Annotated in this window: 24 protein-coding genes and 2 tRNA genes; 12 read left to right on the top strand and 14 right to left on the bottom strand. The window is 70.7% G+C overall.

Annotated features, from left to right (window positions below; all coding sequences use genetic code 11):
* Positions 1 to 24 precede the first annotated feature (24 nt).
* The 4 genes from NVV95_RS07660 to orn form a co-directional block, all read right to left on the bottom strand.
* Positions 25 to 1281, bottom strand: a complete 1257-nt coding sequence (locus NVV95_RS07660; protein WP_259485960.1) for a D-alanyl-D-alanine carboxypeptidase family protein — start codon at positions 1279 to 1281, stop codon at positions 25 to 27.
* Between the two features lie 122 nt (positions 1282 to 1403).
* A complete protein-coding gene (locus tag NVV95_RS07655; protein WP_259485959.1) occupies positions 1404 to 1754 on the bottom strand; it encodes a metallopeptidase family protein in 351 nt (116 codons plus the stop codon).
* Between the two features lie 108 nt (positions 1755 to 1862).
* Positions 1863 to 1938: transfer RNA gene (locus NVV95_RS07650), tRNA-His, on the bottom strand.
* Between the two features lie 47 nt (positions 1939 to 1985).
* Entirely contained in the window at positions 1986 to 2606 is a 621-nt protein-coding gene (orn, locus tag NVV95_RS07645) for an oligoribonuclease (protein ID WP_259485958.1), read from the bottom strand.
* A 76-nt stretch (positions 2607 to 2682) separates the two neighbouring features.
* Here orn and NVV95_RS07640 point away from each other — a divergent pair, with 76 nt between their 5' ends.
* Entirely contained in the window at positions 2683 to 2901 is a 219-nt protein-coding gene (locus NVV95_RS07640; RefSeq protein ID WP_259485957.1) for an SCO4848 family membrane protein, read from the top strand.
* Positions 2902 to 2954: 53 nt separating this feature from the next.
* Here NVV95_RS07640 and NVV95_RS07635 read toward each other — a convergent pair.
* The 3 genes from NVV95_RS07635 to NVV95_RS07625 all read right to left on the bottom strand — a co-directional run bounded on the left by NVV95_RS07635 (position 2955) and on the right by NVV95_RS07625 (position 4179).
* Positions 2955 to 3027 (bottom strand) — tRNA-Arg (locus NVV95_RS07635).
* A 43-nt stretch (positions 3028 to 3070) separates the two neighbouring features.
* A complete protein-coding gene (locus NVV95_RS07630) occupies positions 3071 to 3886 on the bottom strand; it encodes a hypothetical protein (RefSeq protein WP_259485956.1) in 816 nt (271 codons plus the stop codon).
* Positions 3887 to 3951: 65 nt separating this feature from the next.
* Positions 3952 to 4179, bottom strand: coding sequence for a hypothetical protein (locus NVV95_RS07625; RefSeq protein ID WP_259485955.1), 228 nt, complete (start codon positions 4177 to 4179; stop codon positions 3952 to 3954).
* A 73-nt stretch (positions 4180 to 4252) separates the two neighbouring features.
* On the opposite strand from NVV95_RS07625, the gene msrA reads away from it, so the two are divergent.
* The 5 genes from msrA (at position 4253) to NVV95_RS07600 (ending at position 8261) form a co-directional block, all read left to right on the top strand.
* On the top strand, positions 4253 to 4780 hold the full coding sequence (msrA, locus tag NVV95_RS07620; protein WP_259485954.1) for a peptide-methionine (S)-S-oxide reductase MsrA: 528 nt from the start codon (positions 4253 to 4255) through the stop codon (positions 4778 to 4780).
* 124 nt (positions 4781 to 4904) lie between these two features.
* Positions 4905 to 5477, top strand: coding sequence for a single-stranded DNA-binding protein (locus tag NVV95_RS07615; protein WP_259485953.1), 573 nt, complete (start codon positions 4905 to 4907; stop codon positions 5475 to 5477).
* An 87-nt stretch (positions 5478 to 5564) separates the two neighbouring features.
* The gene (locus NVV95_RS07610; RefSeq protein ID WP_259485952.1) at positions 5565 to 6086 is read left to right on the top strand and encodes a DUF6993 domain-containing protein; all 522 of its coding nucleotides are present in this window, start codon (positions 5565 to 5567) and stop codon (positions 6084 to 6086) included.
* A gap of 2 nt (positions 6087 to 6088) precedes the next feature.
* A complete protein-coding gene (gene ettA / locus NVV95_RS07605) occupies positions 6089 to 7771 on the top strand; it encodes an energy-dependent translational throttle protein EttA (RefSeq protein ID WP_259485951.1) in 1683 nt (560 codons plus the stop codon).
* Between the two features lie 7 nt (positions 7772 to 7778).
* Positions 7779 to 8261 (top strand): acyl-CoA thioesterase, encoded by a 483-nt coding sequence (locus tag NVV95_RS07600; RefSeq protein ID WP_259485950.1) that lies wholly within the window; start codon positions 7779 to 7781, stop codon positions 8259 to 8261.
* Between the two features lie 62 nt (positions 8262 to 8323).
* On the opposite strand, the gene NVV95_RS07595 is transcribed toward NVV95_RS07600, so the two are convergent.
* Positions 8324 to 9190 (bottom strand): acyl-CoA thioesterase, encoded by an 867-nt coding sequence (locus NVV95_RS07595; protein ID WP_259485949.1) that lies wholly within the window; start codon positions 9188 to 9190, stop codon positions 8324 to 8326.
* A gap of 84 nt (positions 9191 to 9274) precedes the next feature.
* Here NVV95_RS07595 and NVV95_RS07590 point away from each other — a divergent pair, with 84 nt between their 5' ends.
* Positions 9275 to 9943, top strand: coding sequence for a DUF8185 domain-containing protein (locus NVV95_RS07590; protein WP_259485948.1), 669 nt, complete (start codon positions 9275 to 9277; stop codon positions 9941 to 9943).
* A gap of 63 nt (positions 9944 to 10006) precedes the next feature.
* Here the strand turns inward: NVV95_RS07590 and NVV95_RS07585 are convergent, their stop codons facing one another.
* The 4 genes from NVV95_RS07585 to pepN form a co-directional block, all read right to left on the bottom strand.
* On the bottom strand, positions 10007 to 11677 hold the full coding sequence (locus NVV95_RS07585) for an FAD-binding dehydrogenase (protein WP_259486462.1): 1671 nt from the start codon (positions 11675 to 11677) through the stop codon (positions 10007 to 10009).
* A 70-nt stretch (positions 11678 to 11747) separates the two neighbouring features.
* The gene (locus NVV95_RS07580; RefSeq protein WP_259485947.1) at positions 11748 to 12149 is read right to left on the bottom strand and encodes a globin; all 402 of its coding nucleotides are present in this window, start codon (positions 12147 to 12149) and stop codon (positions 11748 to 11750) included.
* Entirely contained in the window at positions 12149 to 13228 is a 1080-nt protein-coding gene (locus NVV95_RS07575; RefSeq protein WP_269909038.1) for a mechanosensitive ion channel family protein, read from the bottom strand. Before NVV95_RS07575 ends, NVV95_RS07580 begins: the two co-directional genes overlap by 1 nt.
* A 78-nt stretch (positions 13229 to 13306) precedes the next feature.
* Positions 13307 to 15862, bottom strand: a complete 2556-nt coding sequence (gene pepN / locus NVV95_RS07570) for an aminopeptidase N (protein WP_259485946.1) — start codon at positions 15860 to 15862, stop codon at positions 13307 to 13309.
* Between the two features lie 52 nt (positions 15863 to 15914).
* Between pepN and NVV95_RS07565 the strand changes: the two genes are divergently transcribed.
* The 5 genes from NVV95_RS07565 to NVV95_RS07545 are packed head-to-tail and all read left to right on the top strand — an operon-like array spanning position 15915 to position 20405.
* Positions 15915 to 16523, top strand: coding sequence for a mycothiol-dependent nitroreductase Rv2466c family protein (locus NVV95_RS07565; RefSeq protein WP_259485945.1), 609 nt, complete (start codon positions 15915 to 15917; stop codon positions 16521 to 16523).
* A 10-nt stretch (positions 16524 to 16533) separates the two neighbouring features.
* Entirely contained in the window at positions 16534 to 17022 is a 489-nt protein-coding gene (locus tag NVV95_RS07560) for a ribose-5-phosphate isomerase (protein ID WP_259485944.1), read from the top strand.
* A 14-nt stretch (positions 17023 to 17036) separates the two neighbouring features.
* Positions 17037 to 18149, top strand: coding sequence for an Fpg/Nei family DNA glycosylase (locus NVV95_RS07555; RefSeq protein ID WP_259485943.1), 1113 nt, complete (start codon positions 17037 to 17039; stop codon positions 18147 to 18149).
* A gap of 1 nt (position 18150) precedes the next feature.
* Positions 18151 to 18867 carry an FMN-binding negative transcriptional regulator gene (locus NVV95_RS07550; protein WP_259485942.1) on the top strand — a complete coding sequence of 239 codons (717 nt, stop codon included), beginning with the start codon at positions 18151 to 18153 and terminating at the stop codon, positions 18865 to 18867.
* Positions 18864 to 20405, top strand: coding sequence for an amidohydrolase (locus tag NVV95_RS07545; protein WP_259485941.1), 1542 nt, complete (start codon positions 18864 to 18866; stop codon positions 20403 to 20405). The genes NVV95_RS07550 and NVV95_RS07545 overlap by 4 nt, the downstream gene beginning before the upstream one ends.
* Before the next feature lie 51 nt (positions 20406 to 20456).
* Here the strand turns inward: NVV95_RS07545 and NVV95_RS07540 are convergent, their stop codons facing one another.
* On the bottom strand, positions 20457 to 20954 hold the full coding sequence (locus NVV95_RS07540; protein ID WP_259485940.1) for a Dps family protein: 498 nt from the start codon (positions 20952 to 20954) through the stop codon (positions 20457 to 20459).
* 99 nt (positions 20955 to 21053) lie between these two features.
* Complete coding sequence (locus NVV95_RS07535) at positions 21054 to 21527, bottom strand: hypothetical protein (RefSeq protein WP_259485939.1); 474 nt, start codon at positions 21525 to 21527, stop codon at positions 21054 to 21056.
* Positions 21528 to 21547 lie beyond the last annotated feature (20 nt).

Raw genomic sequence — 21547 nt, 5'->3', positions numbered from 1 at the left:
ACGTCGCCCGAAGGGCCCGAGCGGTCAGCCGAAGCGGGAAGCGATGAAGGCCTCGATCACCGGCACCGGGTGGGTGAGCCGCCAGATGGGCCCCGGGTCGCCGAGGCGGCCGTCGAGCTCGAGCAGCACGTTCAGCGGACCGTCGGGCGTGGTGACGGTGACGCTGCCGATCTGCTCGCCCTTCGAGCCCGTGCTGAGCGGCTTGGCGTCGACGTCGTACTGCAGCGGTGTCGTGGCCCAGAGCAGGCGGCTCTCGGTGCCCATCGCGACGCCGTTCGCGCTCTCGCCCCAGGCCGTGCTGTAGCTGACGAAGCTCTGCCCCTCGGTGACGACCGGGGTGGCGCGCACCGTGGTGGCCGCCGACTCGGCGAGGGTGGTGAGGTCGGCGTCGAGCGTCTCCCAGTCGGGCTCGCGCAGGAACGCACCGTAGAGCCGCACCGTGCCCTCGGCGCCGGCCGGGGTGACGTCGAGGGCGAAGAGCACGCAGACCCCGGCCTCGTCGGTGTAGCTGCGGGAGAGCATCCGGTAGCCCTTGTCGACGGCGTAGGCGGCCAGGTTCTCGACCGAGCGGTTGCCGTTCACCGTGACGCTCTCGCTCGCCATGATCTCGGCGACGGCCGGGTCGGCACCGGCCAACGCGGCGATCTGCGCGAGGTCGGATGCGCTGCCGACGTCGCCCTCGGCGAGCCCGGTCGCGTCGACGAGCTGCACCGTCGTGAAGCCCTTCTCGGTGAGCCAGTCCTGCGCGGCCGTCAGGTAACCGTCCATCGAGCCGAAGGCCCAACGGGCGAGGGCGTCGGCGTGGTTGTTGCTCGAGCCGAGGAGCATGGCCTCGAGCATCTGCCGCTGCGTCCACTGCTCGCCGGTGATGAATGAGATGGCTCGGGCGCGTTCGCTGAGGTACTGCACGTAGGAGGCGTAGTCGTCGGCCGTGACGGTGACCTGCTCGCCGGCGGCGCCCGCCGCGAGCGGCTTGGCGTCGAGCACGACGAGGGCGGTGATGATCTTGGCCGTACCGCCGAGGGGCACGGGCTCGGCGATGCCCCCCGAGGCGAGCACGCCGCCCGACGACTCGGCGACGATCGCGCTCGCACCGGTCTCCGGCACGGTGGGCGCCCCCGTGCTGGCCGATTCGGCGCCGGTGTCGACGACCGTGGCGGTGGCCCCCGGCAGCGGACCCACCAGCGTCGCCGGACCGTAGACGCCGACCGCGAGGATCACGACGACACCGACGACGATCACGACGGCGCGGAGGGCCTTGCGCGCGGGGGAGGCTGCCATGGCACCAGGCTAGGGGTGACCGCCGACAGCGCCCGGGAGCGACGCCGGTGGGTGGGTCACGATGTTCTGTGAAGCGCGCACGGGCGCAGCAGAAGCCACGGCCTTATCGGCTGCGTTCGCGTTCAGCCCCAGCCGAGCTCGTGCAGCCGCTCGTCGTCGATGCCGTAGTAGTGGGCGATCTCGTGCACCAGGGTGACGTGCACCTGGTCGCGGAGCTCTTCGACGTCGTCGCAGATGGCGAGCAGCGGCTCGCGGTAGACCGTGATGCGGTCGGGCATCTCGCCGAAGCCGTACTGGCCGCGCTCGGTGACGGCGACTCCGTCGTAGAGGCCGAGCAGGTCGGGGCTGCCGTCTTCAGGCCGGTCGTCGACCACGAAGACCACGTTGTCGAGGCCGTCGAGCATGTCGTCGGGCAACTGGTCGAGTTCGTCGCCCACGAGCGCCTCGAATTCGTCGGCGGTCATCTCGAGCATCCGGAACCCGTTTCTCGTGCGGAAACCGCAGGGAGCGGCCGTCGATCTGTGGTGAGACGACGATGGCCCGGCGTGAACCGGGCCATCGTGGCGACTGTCAGTCGCCGGTGGGGTGAATAACGGGACTCGAACCCGCGACATCCGGCACCACAAGCCAGCGCTCTACCAACTGAGCTATATCCACCATGTGCCCCGTGATCGAGATCGTTGGGGCAACGACATAAGAGTCTATTACATTCTCGCGCCGAAGTCGCGCATCACGTCGGCCGAGATGGTCTTGAGCTCGACCGAGGTGGGCCCCGGCTCCTGGATGAAGACCGCCTTGCGGTAGTACTCGAGCTCGCGGATGGACTCGAGGATGTCAGCCAGGGCGCGGTGCCCGCCGGCCTTCTCGGGCGCGTTGAAGTAGACGCGGGGGAACCAGCGGCGGGCCAGCTCCTTGATCGACGAGACGTCGATGCTGCGGTAGTGCAGGTGGCCGTCGACCCGGGGCATGAACTTGGCGAGGAACATGCGGTCGGTGCCGATGGTGTTGCCCGCGAGAGGTGCCGTCTGGGCTCCCGGGACGTACTTCAGGATGTACTCGAGCACCTGGTACTCGGCGTCGGCGAGGCTCACGCCGTGCGGGATCTCGTCGGCGAGACCGCTCGAGGCGTGCATGTTCGTGACGAAGTCGTTCATGTGCTCGAGCGCGGAGTCGTCGGGCTTGATGACGATGCTGAAGCCCGGGTCGACGAGGTTCAGGTCGAAGTCGGTGACGACCACCGCGACCTCGACCAGCTCGTCGACCTCGAGGTCGAGCCCGGTCATCTCGCAGTCGATCCACACGAGACGGTCTGAGGAAGAACTCATGGCACGAGTCTAGGGGCGGGCGCCGACACCGGGCCCGGCGGGGCTCTTCGAGACTTGCTCTTCTAGACTCGGGGGGATGACTACCGCACTCGCCGTCCTGCTGTTCGTGAACGCCGCCTTCAACGTGATCGTGTGGCCGCGGTTCTACAAGCGCGTGGCCCGCGACGAGCGGGCTCGCGACGCGCAAGGAAAGCCGACGACGTTCCTGATCGTGCACGCGGTGCTGATCGCGATCGCGCTGGTGATCGCCGTGGTGTCGGCGATCGCGGGGATCGTGGCACTGACCGGGGCCTGATCGACTGCGCCCCCTGCTGCGGCTGACCCCGGCGGCCAGTGCTCGGCGGCCTGTGCCCCTGGCTGGATTCGAACCAGCGACAAACGGATTAGAAGGCCGGTGCTCTATCCACTGAGCTACAGGGGCGACCCCAGAAGCGTACTACCTCCGCCGGGCCGCCCCCGGGGCCTCAGTCGGTCGGGCCGGCGTGCGGGTCCGCCGCGACGGGCTTCCGCGGAGCGACACCGCGGGTGCCGGTGCCCGAGGCGACCTGCTGCACGATCGGCCGCGGCTCGTGGGTCGGCGCCAGCGGCGACGAGGGCATGATCGGCGTGGCCTGGGTGGGCACGTCGGTGTAGTCGGGGCGAGCGGATGCCGTGGGCGCCGCGTCCGACGCCGCGGGACGCTGCTCGGCCCGACCCTGCGCCTCGTCGGGGCGGGCGAACTGCTCGTGGTGCTGCTGCGCCACCCACTCGTCCTGCTTCGCGGCGAGCTCGGACTCCTTCGTGGACTCGGCCGAGGCCCAGCGCTCGAGGTCGTCCTGGAACACGCGCTTGGCGCGACCCGGTCGCTTCTGCCACTCGATCAACCGGTCGCGGAACTCGATCACCGCCGGCTCGATGCGGTAGCCGAAGGTGGCCGACTCGCGCTTCATCTCGGCGAGGCAGTGCCCGGCCCAGTTGGCCGCCACATCGGAGCCCTTGATGGGCAGCAGGCGCACCTGGATGTCGGCCTGGCCGCTCGCCCGGTCGCTCAGGATCTGCTCCTGCGGGCTGAGCGAGTTCCACACCGAGGCCTGCTCGGCGGCGTCGACGAGCGCGGCGATGGCGGAGATCTTCAGTTCGCGGTCGTGCTTCGCGAGCAGCCGCTTGACCGAGGAGTGCGCGATCCAGGCGGCGAGGAGGCCGGCCACGATGATCGCGGCAGCGGGGAGCACCAGATTCGAGACGACGTATTCACCATCGGCGGACGAGAACCACCGGACAAGACCATTCCACCATTCCATGAGCGGCACGATACCCGCGGCTCAGCCGCACGCCGGGGCGACGAGCCGGTGTCGCCGGGATCGACTCAGCGGAGGCATTCGACGGCCTCCGCACGCTGCCAGAACTCGCCCACGTCGCCGACGCGGCCCGAGGAGTAGAGCCGGCGGGCGCGGAACCGCGGCCCCTGCGGGTCGGCCAGCTGCTCGACGTAGCCGAGCACGATGCCGGATGCGGCGGTGACGCGCCAGTAGCCGTCGCGCACCCGGTGCACGGCGGGGCCCGACGCGGTGGCGGTGAGCGTTTCGATCGACATGACAGCACGCTACGGCCGACCACCGACATCGGGGCGGGGCGGCGACGCGGCGGCCCCGACGTAGAATCCCGTCATGGAAACTTTCGTTGTCGCAGGAGGCTGCTTCTGGTGCCTCGACGCCGTCTACCGCACCCTCGAGGGTGTGCAGGACGTGGTGTCGGGCTACACGGGCGGCACCGTCCCGAACCCCAGCTACGAGGAGGTCTGCACCGGCACCACGGGGCAGGCCGAGGCCGTGGCCGTCACCTTCGACCCGGCCGTCATCCCGGCCGAGGTCATCCTCGACGTGTTCTTCACCCTGCACGACCCGCGGCAGCTGAACCGTCAGGGCAACGACGTCGGCACCCAGTACCGCTCGGCGATGTTCTACGACGGCGACGAGCAGAAGCAGCTCTTCGAGGCGGCCCTCGAGCGCGCCACCGACCTCTGGGACGGCGGCATCGTCACCACGCTCGAGCCGCTGGGTGAGTTCTACCGCGCCGAGGAGTACCACCAGGACTTCTTCGCCAAGAACCCCGGCCAGGGCTACTGCATGGCCGTCGCGGTGCCGAAGGTGAACAAGGTGCGGAAGGCCTACGCGAAGTACATCAAAGCCGCGTAGCCACTCCTCCTGCACTTCCTGCTCCGGCCGGAGCCCCGTCCACAGATGGGGCCCCGGCCGTTCTTCGTGGGGCCGCGCCACCGCAGAATCGGGGCACGGATCACCCACACAGAAGGAGCACCCCATGACCGACACCATGACCCTCACCGGAGTCGTCGCGACGCTGCCGCGGCACATCACCACGAACACCGGCCTCGACATCACGAGCTTCCGGTTGGCCTCCAGCCAGCGGCGCTTCGACCGCGAGCAGCAGAAGTGGGTCGAGACCGACACGAACTGGTACACGGTCACCGGGTTCCGGCAGCTGGCCCAGAACATGGCCGCGTCGATCGAGCAGGGTCAGCGTGTCGTCGTTTCGGGTCGCGTGCGCATCCGGCCGTGGGAGAACGCGGAGCGTTCCGGCACCACCATCGAGATCGAGGCCGACGCGCTCGGGCACGACCTCGGCTGGGGCACCGCGGTCTGGGCCCGCACGCAGTCGTCGGGCTCGGGCGGCGGCGCAGGCGCAGGGCACGGCTCCGCGTCGGGCGACGGCGGCTCGGGTGAGAAGTGGGCGCACGACGAGCTGGCGGCCGGCCTGGCACCGGCCGGCGGTCTCCGCGATCCGCAGCAGGGGCAGGGGGTTCCGGATGCGCGGGGCGACGTCTCCGACGCGACCGCACCCGAGGCGCCCCTCGAGGCCGGCCTCCCGTTCTGAGACCGAGGGGCGGGGTGGTCTCCCAGGCGCACACGGCCGAGACCACATACACTCGTCACGGTCTCACGGCCCGGGCGGGATGGTGCCGTGATCGAGCAGATTGTGGGAGTGATGCAGACGAGACGACCCGGGGTTCCGGTCGGGCGATGGGCGGTCGCCGTCGTGGTGCCGCTGGCGCTGGTGGGGCTGCTGAGCGCCTGCACGGCCGACGCCGAGCCGGCGCCGTCGGTGAGCGCTGCGCCGACCCCGTCGGCGGCGCCGAGCGAGACCGCTGCGGCGCCCGCGGCGCTCAACCCCGAGGGGTCGGCGGCCGACAACAAGGCGTTCTTCGACCAGGTGAACCAGGCGCTCGTGGCCGGCAACCCGTCGGCCGGCGGAGTGGAGTTCACGAGCAACCTCCGCACGAACGGCTTCGACATCGCCGCCATGCAGGTCACGCCCGACATCACGACGGTGGGGGTCGCTGCCGACTCCATCCAGTTCTCGGTGCTCTGGAAGGACGACTGCCTGATCGGGCAGTACGGCCACGGCACCTACACGAGCACCGTGGCGCCGAAGCTCGGCACGGGCCAGTGCCTGATCGGTCAGACCCGCACAATAGACTGGTAGGCATGGCCGAATACATTTACTCGATGGTGCGCGCCCGCAAAGCGGTGGGCGACAAGCTGATCCTCGACGACGTCACGATGGCATTCCTGCCCGGGGCGAAGATCGGTGTGGTGGGCCCCAACGGTGCCGGAAAGTCGACCATCCTCAAGATCATGGCAGGGCTCGACACGCCCTCGAACGGTGAGGCCAAGCTCACCCCCGGCTTCACGGTGGGCATTCTGATGCAGGAGCCCGAGCTCGACGAGACCAAGACGGTGCTCGAGAACGTGCAGGAGGGTGTCGGCCCGATCAAGGGCCAGATCGACCGCTTCAACGAGATCAGCGCGCTGATGGCCGAGCCCGACGCCGACTTCGACGCGCTGCTGGAGGAGATGGGCACGCTGCAGGAGGCCATCGACGCCGCCGACGCGTGGGACCTCGACTCCCAGCTCGAGCAGGCGATGGATGCGCTGCGCACCCCGCCCGCTGACTCGCCGGTCGCCAACCTCTCCGGTGGTGAGAAGCGCCGCGTCGCGCTCTGCAAGCTGCTGCTGCAGAAGCCCGACCTGCTGCTGCTCGACGAGCCCACGAACCACCTCGACGCCGAGAGCGTGCTCTGGCTCGAGCAGCACCTGAAGCAGTACCACGGCGCCGTGCTCGCCGTCACCCACGACCGGTACTTCCTCGACCACGTGGCCGAGTGGATCGCCGAAGTCGACCGCGGTCGCCTCTACCCCTACGAGGGCAACTACTCGACCTACCTCGAGAAGAAGCGCGAGCGCCTCGAGGTGCAGGGAAAGAAAGACGCGAAGCTGGCCAAGCGCCTCGGTGAGGAGCTCGACTGGGTGCGCAGCAACGCCAAGGGCCGCCAGGCGAAGTCGAAGGCGCGTCTGGCGCGCTACGAGGAGATGGTCACCGAGGCCGAGCGCACCAGGAAGCTCGACTTCGAGGAGATCCAGATCCCCGTGGGCCCGCGCCTGGGCTCGCAGGTGATCGACGCCAAGAAGCTGCGCAAGGGCTTCGGCGAGCGCGTGCTCATCGACAACCTCTCCTTCACTCTCCCGCGAAACGGCATCGTCGGCGTGATCGGCCCGAACGGCGTCGGCAAGTCGACGCTGTTCAAGACCATCGTCGGCTTCGAGCCGCTCGACGGCGGTGACCTGAAGATCGGTGAGACGGTCGACATCTCGTACGTCGACCAGAGCCGTGGCGGCATCGACCCGAACAAGACGCTGTTCGAGGTCGTGTCCGACGGGCTCGACTACATCCAGGTCGGCAAGACCGAGGTGCCGGCCCGCGCCTACGTCTCGACCTTCGGCTTCAAGGGCCCTGACCAGCAGAAGAAGGCCGGGGTGCTCTCCGGCGGTGAGCGCAACCGCCTGAACCTCGCGCTCACGCTCAAGCAGGGCGGCAACCTGCTGCTGCTCGACGAGCCCACCAACGACCTCGACGTCGAGACGCTGTCGAGCCTCGAGAACGCGCTGCTCGAGTTCCCCGGCTGCGCCGTGGTGATCACTCACGACCGGTGGTTCCTCGACCGCATCGCGACTCACATCCTCGCCTACGAGGGCACCGAGGACGACCCGGCGAACTGGTACTGGTTCGAGGGCAACTTCGAGGCCTACGAGGAGAACAAGATCGAGCGCCTCGGCGCCGACGCCGCCAAGCCGAGCCGCACCACCTACCGCAAGCTCACCCGCGACTAGGCGCACGATGCGGTTGCACGTCCCGATCCAGCTGCGCTGGAGCGACCTCGACGCGTACGGGCACGTCAACAACGCGTCGATGCTGAAGATCCTCGAGGAGGCGCGCGTCTTCGCGTTCTGGGTCGACGGCGACGTCGCCGACCCGGAGCAGGCGCAGTGGTCGACGGCGGTCATCGACGCAGGGCCGCTGGCCGACACGAAGAGCGTGATCTCGCGGCAGGAGATCGAGTACGTCACGTCGATGCCCTACATCCGGCAGCCGATCGATGTCGAGCTGTGGATCGGGCACCTCGGCGGGGCGAGCCTCGACGTGTACTACGAGGTGAAGAGCCCGCTGGGCGTCGACCCGCGGGTCACCTACGTCAAGGCGTCGACCACCCTCGTGCTCGTCGACGCGGGGTCCGACCGGCCGCGTCGCATGCACCCGCACGAGCGCGCCGCGTGGGAGCCGTACCTCGACGAGCCGCTCACCTTCCGCCGCCGCACCTGACGGCCGCGGCACCGCGAGGCTGCCGCGACTCGAGGCCGCCGTGCGGCGGCGCCGCGGCCGCGTCAGTCTCTGACGCGGACCATGCCCTCCTGCGCGACGGAGGCGACGAGGCGCCCGTCCAGGTCGTAGATGTGGCCGAGCGCGAGCCCGCGCCCGCCGCTCGCGCTCGGCGAGCTCTGCGTGTAGAGCAGCCACTCGTCGGCCCGGGCGAAGCGGTGCCACCACATCGCGTGGTCGAGGCTCGCCATCTTCAGGTCGGGGCGCGCCCACGACACCCCGTGCCGCCGCATCACGGGCTCGAGGATCGTGTAGTCGCTCGCGTAGACGAGCGCGGCGCGGTGCAGGTCGGGGTCGTCGGGCAGGGTGCCGAGCGCGCGGATCCACACGGCCTGCCGCGCCTCCCGCTCGCCCTCCACGCTGAAGTAGATCGGGTTCGGCACGTGCCGCATGTCGAACGCCCGCTCGCGGGCCCAGGTGCGGGCCACCGGGTGGTCCACCGCCGAGAGCACCTCCACCGCGCTCGGCAGCTCCTCGGGGCGGGGCAGGTCGGTGGGCATCTCGAGCTGGTGCTCCAGGCCTGAGTCCTCCGTCTGGAAGGACAGGATCGCCGAGAGGATCGGCACGCCCTTCTGGTAGGCCTGCGCGCGCCGGGTGCTGAAGGAGCGGCCGTCGTGGATGCGGTCGACCGCGAAGGTGATGTCGGCCGTGGCGTCGCCCGGGCGCAGGAAGTAGCCGTGCAGCGAGTGCACCGCCCGGTCGTCGTCGACCGTGCGCGTGGCGGCGATCAGCGACTGGGCCAGCACCTGTCCGCCGAAGACGCGACCGTTCGGCATCGACTGCGAGGGGCCGGTGAAGATGTCTTCGGTGGTGCGGGCGCCGGTGTCGACGAGGTCGAGGGTGGTGAGGAAGGCCGTCAACGCGTCTGACACGATGTCTCCCGGTGGTTCAGGCTGGTGCGAACGCGACCGGGATGCGTGCGCATCCGTCGCTGTGAAGTAGTTTAGACAGCACAGATGGTCCAGTCCTTCACGCTCATCGACGCTGCGTCGCTCGGCGACCTCAAGGTGTACCTCGGCCGTGCCGCCCGGGTCGAGCCAGGGTCGGCGCGCCTGCTCGGCAGCCTCGGCGTGCTCGCGGTGTACACGCCGACGCTCACGCCGAAGGGTCTCCTCGACCGTTCGCCGACCGTGCTCGGCCTCCGCACCTTCGCGCTGAACAGCCCCGAGCCGTTCGACACGGTGGTGCCCATCCGTTCCCTGCTGGATCGGCTGGCGCAGCTCTCGGTGATGTCCAACGCCGCCGAGGGGCCGCTCGAGGTGCCGCTGCCTCCGGGCGAGCAGGGGGTGGCGTGGGCCGGCATCAGTCCGCCGCGCGGGGGCTGGGAGGCGGCCGGCGCCGTCGAGGGCGCCGTGCTCGAGCAGGCGACGCGCGAGGGTGTGGCCGAGGTGGCCGCCGCCGTGCCCGACAACACGGGGGAGCAGCTCGTGCACAAGGTGCGCTCCGAGGTCTGGGGCCGCGACCTCGACGTGCTGCCCGAGCTCGAGCCGCGCATCCCGGCCGGCGCGGCCTTCAGCGCCGTGAGCCTGGGCTTCGTGCGGGCGGATGACGCCGTGTCGGTCTACCGATCCGGTTCCTGGCTGCGCCTCACGACCCGCCGCGGCCACGTGCTCGTGCGCCGCTGAACCGGAACCGCAGCCGCGACACGCGCACCCGCAGCAGCGACACGAGCTCGAGAACCCCGCGCCTCACACCGCCCCCGCAGCTGCCCGCCCCGCGGCCCGCCCCGAGAACAGGCACCCTCCGAGGAACGTCCCCTCCAGCGCCCGGTACCCGTGCATCCCGCCCCCGCCGAACCCGCTCGCCTCACCCGCCGCGTACAGCCCGGGCACCGGCGATCCCGAGGCGGAGAGCGTCCGCCCCTGCAGATCGGTCTGGATGCCGCCGAGGCTCTTGCGCGTCAGCACGTGCAGCTTCACCGCGATCAGCGGCCCGGCCGCCGGGTCGAGCAACCGGTGCGGTTTCGCCACCCGGATCAGCTTGTCGCCGAGGTAGTGCCGGGCGCCGCGCACGGCGGTGAGCTGCGCATCTTTGGTGAAGACGTTGTCGACCTCGCGGTCGCGAGCGACGATCTCCCGTGTCACCCGCGCCGGGTCGAGCGGGGCGGTCGTGATCCGTGCCATGCCGTGCAGCAGCTCGGGCAGCGTCGAGGCGACCACGAAGTCGGCGCCCTTCGCCTTGAACGCCTCCACCGGCGCCGGCGCCCCCGGCCGGACGCGCTGGGCCAGCAGCTTCAGGTCGCGCCCGGTCAGATCGGGGTTCTGCTCGCTGCCCGAGAGCGCGAACTCCTTCTCGATGATCGACTGCGTCAGCACGAACCAGCTGTGGTCGTACCCCGTCGACAGGATGTGCTCGAGCGTCCCCAGCGTGTCGAAGCCCGGGAACAGCGGCACCGGCAGCCGTCGCCCGGTGGCGTCGAGCCAGAGCGACGAGGGCCCGGGCAGGATGCGGATCCCGTGCCGCGCCCACACCGGGTCGAAGTTCTCGATGCCCTCGGTGTAGTGCCACATGCGGTCGTTGTTGACGAGGCGCGCTCCGGCCGCGGCCGTGATGCCGAGCATCCGCCCGTCGACATGGGCCGGCACCCCCGACAGCATCGTCTCGGGAGCCGCCCCGAGCCGCCGCGGCCACTGCTGCCGCACCAGCTCGTGGTTGCCGCCGATGCCCCCGCTCGCCACGATCACGGCCCCCGCCGCGATCTCGAACGAGCCGACCACCTCGCGCGAACTCCCCTCGCCGCGGCCCACGGCACTCGCGGCGAGCACCGACCCGCGGGCGCCCACCACGCGGTCGGCGGATGCCCGCCCCGACCCGTCGCCGGTCGTGACCAGCTCGTCCACCCGGTACCGGTGCAGCACCCGAGCGCGCCCCTCCGCAACGCCCCGTCGGAATCGCGCCACGAACGGCTCGAGCACCCCCGGCCCCGTGCCCCAGGTGATGTGGAAGCGGGGCACCGAGTTGCCGTGACCGTTCGCGGTGTAGCCGCCGCGCTCGGCCCAGCCGACGACGGGGAAGAAGCGCACGCCGAGCGAGTTCAGCCAGGCCCGCTTCTCCCCGGCGGCGAACTGCAGGTAGGCCTCGGCCCAGCGCCTGCCCCAGTCGTCCTCGGGGCGGTCGAAGCCGGCGGAGCCGAGCCAGTCCTGGCGCGCGAGGTCGAGGGAGTCGCGCACGCGCATCCGTCGCTGCTCGGGGCTGTCGACGAGGAAGATGCCCCCGAACGACCACCACGCCTGCCCACCGAACGAGGAGGCGGGCTCCTGCTCGAGCACGGTGACGTGCTTGCCCGCCTCGAGCACTTCGCAGGCCGCGACGAGACCGGCGAGACCGGCCCCGACGACGATGACGTCGGTCGATGTGATCGATTCCACGGGCAACTCCTTCGTCGCAGGTGAGTCGTGAGGCCGCCGCACGGCCGGCAGCCGGGTGGGACTAGTCCTCGAACGTATTCACCATGGCATGCGCCGCGCGCTCGAGATAGTCCCAGAGCAGCTCGCGGTCGGCCGGCGCGAGCGACAGCGAGTCGACCGCCACGCGCATGTGGGCGAGCCAGCGGTCGCGGGCGTCGGGGTTGACCTTGAACGGGTTGTGGCGCATCCGGAGCCGCGGGTGCCCGCGTTCGGCGCTGTAGGTGCCGGGGCCGCCCCAGTACTGCTCGAGGAACATCGTCAGTCGGCGCACCGCCCCGTCCCAGTCGTCGGCCGGGTACATCGGCTTCAGCACGGGGTCGGTCTCGACGCCCTGGTAGAACCGCTCGACGAGGGCGACGAAGGTGTCGTGCCCGCCGACCTGCTCGTAGAACGGGTTCTCGGGCACCTTGGGGGTGAGGTCCATCACGCGTCGTCCTTCGGAGGTTCGGGGGTGCGCGGTGCGCGGGCGGCCCGCGGCGCGCGGGGAGCGCGAGGTGCCTTGGGCGCCTTCGGTGCCTTCGTCAGCGCGTCCGCCTGGGCGGCCTGCTGGGTCTCGACCGACTTGGTCTTGGGCGGCCGCGCACCCTGCACGCTCGCCGCACCCTCGAAGCCCGACAGCACGACGGTGTTCAGCGACGGCAGGGTCACCCCGATCTCGTCGAGCGACTTCTTCAGACGGATGCGCAGCTCACGCGCCACGTCGTCCTTCGCCGAGGTGCGGGTCTTCACCACGATGCGGATCACCAGCGCCTCGGCCGAGATCGACTCGAGCCCCCAGATCTCGGGCTTCTCCACGATGCGCGAGCGCCACTTGGGCTCGTTCGCCATGGCGGTCGCGGTGGAGAGCATCTTCTCCTGCACCCGGTCGAGGTCGGAGTCGTAGGGGATGGCCAGGTCGATGATGACCCGCGACCAGCCCTGCGACATGTTGCCGACGCGCAGGATCTCGCCGTTCCGCACGAACCAGAGCGTGCCGTTGACGTCGCGCACCTGGGTGATGCGGATGCCGACCCCCTCGACCACACCGGTCGCCGGCCCGAGGTCGACGACGTCGCCGACGCCCAGCTGGTCCTCGAAGACCATGAAGAGGCCGTTCAGCACGTCCTTGACGATGTTCTGGGCGCCGAAGCCGAGGCCGGCGCCGAGGGCCGCGGTGAGCAGGGCGAGGGAGCCGAGGATGGAGGAGTCGATCGTCTGCACGATGAGCAGCAGCGAGACGACGACGATCGTGACGTTGATGATGTTCTTCAGCACCGAGCCGAGGGTGCGGGTGCGCTGCACGATGCGCACCGCCGCCAGGGGCGAGGCGACGAGGGCCTGGGTGTCGCTGACGTTCTGCTTGCGCTTGACCCCGCTGACCACCTGATCGACGAGGCGGCGCACGAGCGTCAACAGCACCGCCCGCACGATGAACGCGACGACGATGATGGCGAGGACGCCGAGAGGGATGCGGTAGTCGTGGGCGAAGGAGGCGATGTTCGCCCAGATCATGTTCCAGTCCATATGCCTCGATCCTACGGGCGCACTCTTGGCAGAGCCTCGGAGCGCGCCCGCCGGACCGTGGGCACAGGGGGCGGCGGGCTACCGCGCGTCGCGCGCCTGGGCGGCCAGCGCCCGGTCGACCCCGGCGAGGTTCTCGACCACGAGCCGGCGGAGCGCGGGCGGCTCGCCGTTCCGGTCGAGCCACTGCTGGGTGGCGTCGCGCAGCTCCTGGTTCGCCAGCGCCGCCGGGTAGAGGCCGTTGATCACGGCGCTCGCGATGGCGTAGCTGCGGGTCTCCCAGAGCAGCTGCAGCGAGTCGAAGTAGCGCTCGATCAGCGGCTGGAACAGGGCCGGGTCGCTGCCGCGCTGGAAGCCGAGACCGGTCGCGCGCACGATCGCGTTGGGCGCGGTGTCGACGTCGACCAGCGAGGCGAACGCGGCCGCCTTGCCCTCAGGCGTCGGGATGGCCGCGCGGGCGTGCGCCGCGGACTGGGCGCCCGAGGCGGTGTTGTCGGCCTCGAGCGTCGCCGCGATCTCGGCCTCGCCGGCCTTGCCGCCCGCGACGAGCGCGATCAGCAGCTCCCAGGTGAGGTCGGTGTCGATGTCGAGCCCCTCGAGCACGACGGTGCCGTTCTTCAGGTGCGCGACGTTCTCGAGCTGCTCGTCGGTGGCGGCGAGCGCGGCGAAGAACTTCACGAACTGGAACTGCGCGTCCGATCCGGGTTCGGCGTCGAGCGCGAGGTGCCACAGGGTGGTCGCCGCCTCCTCGAGGACGGCGTCACGCGCATCCGGAGCCACGTAGCTCGACGCCGTCAGCACGAGCTGGTTCAGCACGGTGCGGATGGTCGTCGACTCGGTCTCGGTGGCGATGTTGCCGAGCACGAGCCGCACGAAGTCGCGGGGGCGGGTCTCGGCGTCGCGCGTCGCGTCCCAGACGGAGCCCCAGACGAGGGAACGGGCGAGCGGCGACTCGATCTTCGCGAGGTCGTCGAGCGCCGTGTCGAGCGAGTAGCCGTCGAGGCGGATCTTCGCGTAGGCGAGGTCGTCGTCGTTCAGCAGCACCAGGTCGGGGCGGTCGCGGCCGACCAGCTCGGGCACGGAGGTGGCGGTGCCGTCGACGTCGAGCTCGACCCGGTAGGTGCGCACCAGCTTCTCGCCCTCGCGCTCGTAGAAGCCGATGGCCAGGCGGTGCGGGCGGATGGTCGGGTAATCGAGCGTGGCCTCCTGGGCGACCGTGAAGCTCGTGATGACGTCGTTCTCGTCGTACTCGATCACGGGGCGCAGCGTGTTGACGCCCGCGGTCTCCAGCCAGAGCTCCGACCAGCTGGTGAGGTCGCGGCCGCTCGTGGTCTCGAGCTCGACCATGAGGTCGTTCAGCTCGGTGTTCGAGAACTGGTGCTTGTTCACGTAGGCGGCGACGCCCTTCATGAACTCGTCCTGGCCGACCCAGGCGACGAGCTGCTTCAGCACCGAGGCGCCCTTGGCGTAGGTGATGCCGTCGAAGTTCACCTGCACGTCTTCGAGGTCGTTGATGCGGGCGACGATCGGGTGGGTCGAGGGCAGCTGGTCCTGGCGGTAGGCCCAGCTCTTCTCCATCGCGGCGAAGGTGGTCCAGGCCTCCTTCCACTCCGTGGCCTCGGCGGTGGCGAGGGTCGACATGTACTCGGCGAACGACTCGTTCAGCCACAGGTCGTTCCACCAGCGCATGGTCACGAGGTCGCCGAACCACATGTGGGCCAGCTCGTGCAGGATCGTGACCACGCGGCGCTCCCGCACCGCATCCGTCACCTTGGAGCGGAAGACGTAGGTCTCGGTGAAGGTCACCGCACCCGCGTTCTCCATCGCGCCGGCGTTGAACTCGGGCACGAAGAGCTGGTCGTACTTGGCGAAGGGGTACGGGAAGTCGTACTTCTCCTCGTAGAACGCGAAGCCCTCGCGGGTCTTCTCGAAGATGTATTCCGCGTCCATGTACTGCGCCAGGGAGGCGCGGCTGAACACGCCGAGCGGGATCTCGCGGCCGTCGGCGCTGGTGAGGGAGGAGCGCTCGACCACGTAGGGGCCGGCGACGAGAGCGGTGATGTAGCTGGAGATGCGCGGGGTGGGCTCGAAGGTCCAGGTCTTGCTCCGGCCGGCGACCGCCTCGACGGGCTCGGGGGTGGGGGAGTTCGACACGACCTCCCAGTAGTCGGGCGCGGTGACCGTGAAGGTGAAGACGGCCTTCAAGTCGGGCTGCTCGAACACCGCGAACATGCGGCGGGAGTCGGGCACCTCGAACTGGCTGTAGAGGTAGACCTCGTCGTCGACCGGGTCGACGAAGCGGTGCAGGCCCTCACCGGTGTTGGTGTAGATCATGTCGGCGTCGACGACGAGCACGTTCTCGGTCTTCAGGGAGGGCAGCTGGATGCGCACGCCGTCGCTCACCTGGGCGGGGTCGAGCGACTCGCCGTTCAGGGTCACCGAGTGCACGGTGCGGGTGATCGCGTCGATGAAGGTCGACGCCCCGACCGCCTCGGGGATGGCGCTGAACGTCACGGTCGTGGTGCTGCGGAACGTCTCGGGACCGGTGGTGAGGTCGAGGACGACGTCGTAGCTCGTCACGTCGACGATGGCGGCGCGTTCGCGGGCTTCTGCGCGGGTGAGGTTTTCTCCAGGCACGGGGTTGCTCTCCTTTTCGATTGCCCGCTCAGCCTAATGCGATGATGGTTCGGTGACTTCAGAGAAGACGAGCGTTGATTTCTGGTTCGACCCCTCCTGCCCCTGGGCCTGGATGACCTCCCGCTGGGTGGACGAGGTGGCGGAGCACCGCGACCTCGACGTGACCTGGCACATCATGAGCCTGGCCGTGCTGAACGAGGACCAGGACGTCTCGGAGGAGTACCGCGCCTTCTTCCCCCGCGCCCTCCGTTACACGCGCCTCGTGGCGGCCGCCGCCGAGCTGCACGGACAGCAGATCGTGAAGCCGCTCTACGACGCGCTCGGCACGCGCATCCACCCGGGGGAGAGCACCGACTCCGACGAGGTCATCGCCGGGGCGCTCGCCGAGGTGGGGTTGCCCGCCGAGTTCGCGGCGTACGCCGACTCCGAGGAGTTCGACCCGCAGATGCGGGCCTCGCACTTCGACGGCATCGAGCGCGTGGGCCAAGACGTGGGAACCCCCGTCATCGCGGTGAACGGCGTCGCGTTCTTCGGCCCCGTGATCAGCCCCGCGCCCACGGGCGAGATGGCGCTGACGCTCTGGGACGGCGTGGTGGCCGCAGCCTCGTACGACGGCTTCTTCGAGCTCAAGCGCAGCCGCACCCGCGGCCCGCAGTTCTAAGCTGAAGGCCATGCGCATCCACATCGGCACCGACCATGCCGGGCTCGACTTCAGCCGCACGATCACCGAGCACCTCACCGCCGCCGGGCACGAGGTCGTCGACCACGGCCCCGCGAGCTACGACCCGCTCGACGACTACCCCTCGTTCTGCATCAATGCCGCCCACGGCGTCGTGCAGGACCAGCAGGCCGGCGTCGAGGCCCTCGGCGTCGTCTTCGGCGGCTCGGGCAACGGCGAGCAGATCGCCGCGAACAAGGTCACCGGCGTGCGTGCCGCCCTGGTCTGGAACGAGGCCACGGCCAAGCTCGCGCGGGAGCACAACGACGCCAACGTCATCTCGATCGGCGCTCGCCAGCACACCGTCGAGGAGGCGATCGCGCTGATCGACTGGTTCGTCGCCGAGCCGTTCTCGTTCGAGGAGCGTCACGTGCGCCGCATCGCCCAGCTCGCCGAGTACGAGGCCACCGGGTTCATCGCCGGCCGCAGCGTCGACGCCTGACCCGGGCGCCCGTCATGCCCGAGGGTCATTCCGTCCATCGCATCGCGCGGCAGTTCGCCGCGAACTTCGTCGGTCATCGCGTCTCGGCGAGCTCCCCGCAGGGCCGCTTCGCCGAGGGCGCCTCCGTGCTCGACGGACGCACCATGACCGGCGCCCGCGCGGTCGGCAAGCAGATGTTCCTCGAGTTCGACGACGGCGTCTGGCTGCGGGTGCACCTCGGCATCTACGGCGCGTGGGACTTCGCCGGTGAGATCACCACCGACGCGACCATCCGCTCCGCCGGAGGCCGCATGGGCCAGACGAACATGCGCGGCACCGACCTCGAGCCCGGCCTCGGCGCCCAGGCCGAGGGCACGATCGACGAGCTCGCCGCGGCGGGCGAGCTGCCCGAGAGCGCACGCGAGGCACTCGCGGGTGCGGCCCCCGGCACGGCTGCCGGCGCGGTCCCCGACGACGCCGACGACGCCGACGGCGAGGACTCCGTGCGCTCCATCGGCGCCCCCCGCCGCGCCCGCCTGCGCATGTCCGAGCAGGAGAAGGAGTCGGAGGAGGAGGGCGACTTCCCGCCTCCCCCCGTCGGCGCCGTGCGCGTGCGCCTGCTCACCGAGACCGCGGTCGCCGACCTGCGGGGGCCGACCGCCTGCGAGGTGCTCGACGTCGCCGGCGTCGAGCGCGCCATCGCGAAGCTCGGACCCGACCCGCTGAACGACGACTCCGCCGAGGCCGAGGAGCGCTTCGTCGCCGCCGTGCGCAAGAAACCGACCCCGATCGGCCTGCTGCTGATGGACCAGAGCGTCGTCAGCGGCATCGGCAACGTCTACCGCGCCGAGATGCTCTTCCGCGCCCGCCTGAACCCGCACACCCCGGGCAAGCAGGTCACCGTCGACACCGCGCGGGCGCTCTGGCGCGACTGGGTCTACCTGCTCGACCTGGGCGTCCGCACCGGGCAGATGCTCACCATGGACGGCCTCGACGACGAGGCGCAAGCCCTCGCCATGGCGAGCCGCGCCGACCGGCACTGGGTCTACAAGCGCGAGGGGCTGCCCTGCCGGGTCTGCGGCACGAACATCGTGCTCGAGGAGTTCGGCGGCCGCAAGCTCTACTGGTGCCCGACGGACCAGGTCTGACGTGCGCCACAGCCCCGTCTTCGCCCTCACCGACCCGACCGCGGTCGCGCAGCTCGTGCGCGACCACCCCTGGGCCACGCTCGTCTCGAACACCTCCGACGGGCTCGTCGCGTCGCACTACCCGGTGCTGATCGACGAAGGCGTCGACGGTTCCCTCGCGCTGCTGACCCACGTCGGCCGGCCCGACGAGCGGCTGCACGAGCTCGGCGAGCACGAGCTGCTCGTGGTGGTGCAGGGCCCGCACGGCTACGTCTCGCCCGGCTGGTACGACGAGCATCCGGCCGTGCCCACCTGGAACTTCGTGACCGCTCACCTCTACGGCACCCCCGAGCTGCTCGACCCGGCCGAGAACCTGCGCGTGCTCGAGCAGCTGGTCGACCACTTCGAACAGCGGATGCCCGAGCCGCGCTCGATGCGGGGCACCCTCGCGAACTCCGCCTACGCCGACCGCATCAGCGCGGGCACGGTGGGCCTGCGCATCCCCGTCGAGCGGTTCACCGCCAAGCTCAAGATGAGCCAGAACCGCACCGAGGGCAGCCTCCGCCGCATCGTCGAGGCTCTGGAGGGCGACGGGCCGTATGCGAGCGCCGAGCTCGCCGAGCAGGTGCGCCGGGCGAACCCCGAGGTCTTCGCGACCACCACCCCGTCGGCCGTCCCGACCGCCAGCCCGTCGGCCCCCTCGGCACCGACAGCCCCCTCCGAGGAGACCAGCGGATGACCGGAGACCTCCTGCTGGCCGGCGGACGACTGCCCGGCAGCACCTCCGAGGGCCGCTTCTCCGACGGCGGCGCCGCGGTGGACATCGTGATCGCCGACGGCGAGATCGCCGTCATCAGCCCCGCCGGCGACGGTGCCCCCAAGGGCTTCGAGCGCATCGAGCTCGACGGCCGGTGGGTGGTGCCCGGCCTCTGGGACAACCACGTGCACTTCACCTCCTGGGCGGCGGTGGCGCAGCGCCTCGACGTGGCCGCGGCCCGCTCGGCGGCCGAGGCCGCGACACTCGTGGGAGAAGCGGAACGGAGCGAGGCGGCCCGGGGCGCGAGCGAGCACGGCGGGGACGTGCATCCGCTCATCGGAATCGGCTTCCGCGACGCGCTCTGGCCCGACGAGCCCTCGGCGGCCCTCCTCGACGCCGTCAGTGGCAGCCGGCCCGTGGTGCTGATCTCGGCCGATCTGCACTGCTGCTGGCTGAACACTGCGGCCCTTCGACGCTTCGGTCTCGACGGCGACCAGGCCGGCAGCCCCCGGGGCGTGCTGCGGGAGGAGCCCGCCTTCGCCGTGCAGCGTGCCCTCGGCGACCTGCCCGACGAGCTCACCGACGCCTGGGCACTCGACGCGGCCCGAGCCGCCGCCGCGCGCGGCGTCGTGGGTGTCGTCGACCTCGAGATGACCTGGAACGCGACCACCTGGGCCCGCCGGGCGGCGAACGGCCACGACCTGCTGCGTGTCGAGTTCGGCGTCTACCCCCAGCACCTCGAGCGGGCGATCGCGGAGGGCCTGCGCTCCGGCGAGGCGCTCGACGGCACCGGGGGACTGGTGCAGGTCGGCCCGTTCAAGGTCATCACCGACGGCTCGCTGAACACCCGCACGGCCTACTGCTTCGACGAGTACCCGGGGCTGGAGGGGCAGCCGCACTCCCGCGGTCTGCTGACCGTGCCGCCCAAGGAGCTCCGCGCGCTGCTCCTGCGGGCGCGCGAGGCGGGCCTCGTGCCGGCCGTGCACGCCATCGGCGACCACGCGAACCGGCTCGTGCTTGACGCCTTCGAGGCCCTCGGCGCCGGCGGGTCGCTCGAGCACGCGCAGCTGCTCGCCGAGACTGACATCCCGCGCTTCGCCCGCCTCGGCGTGACCGCGAGCGTGCAGCCCGAGCACGCGATGGACGACCGCGACGTCGCCGACCGCTACTGGGCGGGCCGCACCGGTCTCGCGTTCGCCCTCGAGAGCCTGCGGGCCGCGGGGGCCACTCTGGCGCTCGGCTCCGACGCCCCGGTCGCACCCCTGGACCCATGGGTGACGATGGCCGCCGCCGTCGGGCGCTCCCGCAACGGGCGCGAGCCCTGGCACCCCGAGCAGCGCATCCCCGCCACCGCGGCCCTCGCCGCCAGCACCCGCGGGCGCGGCTCGGTGCGCACCGGCGACTTGGCCGACCTGGCCGTCATCGAGCACGACCCGCTCACGGTGGGGTCGGATGCGCTGCGCACGATGCCCGTCGCCCTGACGCTCCTCGGCGGTCGCGAAACGCACAGCGCCCTCTAGCCGGGGCGCGGGGCCCGGGCCGGAGGGCGCGGTGAGGGTGGTCTCGGAGGACTACTCCGAGATGTGCGCGAAGAGGAACCAGCGGTCCTTATCGAGGCCGCGCGCGATCTCGATCGCGACATCCTGCGAGGAGGCGTCGATCTCGCCGAGCTCGGCGACGGCCTTGTTGACCACGGTGAGGGCCACGTCGATCTGACCGATGATCGCCTGGATCATCGTGTCGGACTTTTGGAACCCGGCCGGCATGGCGGTGGTGCCGGTCTTCTCGGCGACGGTCTGGATGCGCGCGTCGATCGGCAGGCCGAGGGCCACCACGCGCTCGGCCGCCGTGTCGGCGTACTCCTGGGCGTGGTCGACGATGGTGTCGAGCAGCTCGTGCACACCGATGAAGTTGGAGCTGCGCACGTGCCAGTGGGCCTGCTTGCCGTTGACCGCGAGGGCCTGCAGCTCGATCACGACGGGGCTGAGGAACTGGGCGGCCGCGGCGGCCACGTCGGGGCTCGTGGTGCTGGCGGGGCTGGTGGTGCGGGTGCCGATGACTTCGGTCATGATGAGGTGTCCTTCCGATCCCTGTGCCTCAACGGTACTCAGCGAGAAATGTTCCGCAAGCAAGCTGAGGCAACGCTCACGAAGGTGAGGCGTACCTTGCTAAACGCCCGCTGACGTGGGGAAAGGCGCGCGGATCCAGGCGTTGGAGTTCGGCAGGTACATCGTCACGAGGGCGACGACCGTGACCAGCGCGTGCGCGATCGCCACGGCGGCGTTGCCCTGGAACTCCAGCACGACGCCGAACAGCGCCAGTACGCCCAGGATCGTGAGGGCGTTGCGGGCCCACGGCCTGCCCCGCAGCAGCTTCGCCGCGCAGACGATGCGGAACACCGCGAGCGCCATGATCACGACGCCCGCTCCCACGACCAGGGCGATCGTGATCGGTGCGGCGTCGCCCTCGGTGCCGACCACCAGGGCGACGGCCGCTCCGGCGAACACCACGAGCAGCCCGCTGATCAGCGCCAGGATCGCCTCGGCCAGCCAGAGGCCGAACGAGAGCTTGATCTCCCAGGGAGAGGCCTCGAGGGGCCGTTCGCCGGTGAACTCGGGGCCGGAGAGGGTGTGGTCTGCCATGGGGAGCCTTTCGGGATCGA

It is taken from the genome of Herbiconiux gentiana (assembly GCF_024978135.1).
In the GTDB taxonomy this organism is placed as follows: domain Bacteria; phylum Actinomycetota; class Actinomycetes; order Actinomycetales; family Microbacteriaceae; genus Herbiconiux; species Herbiconiux gentiana.
This window is presented reverse-complemented; position numbering and strand designations above follow the sequence as displayed.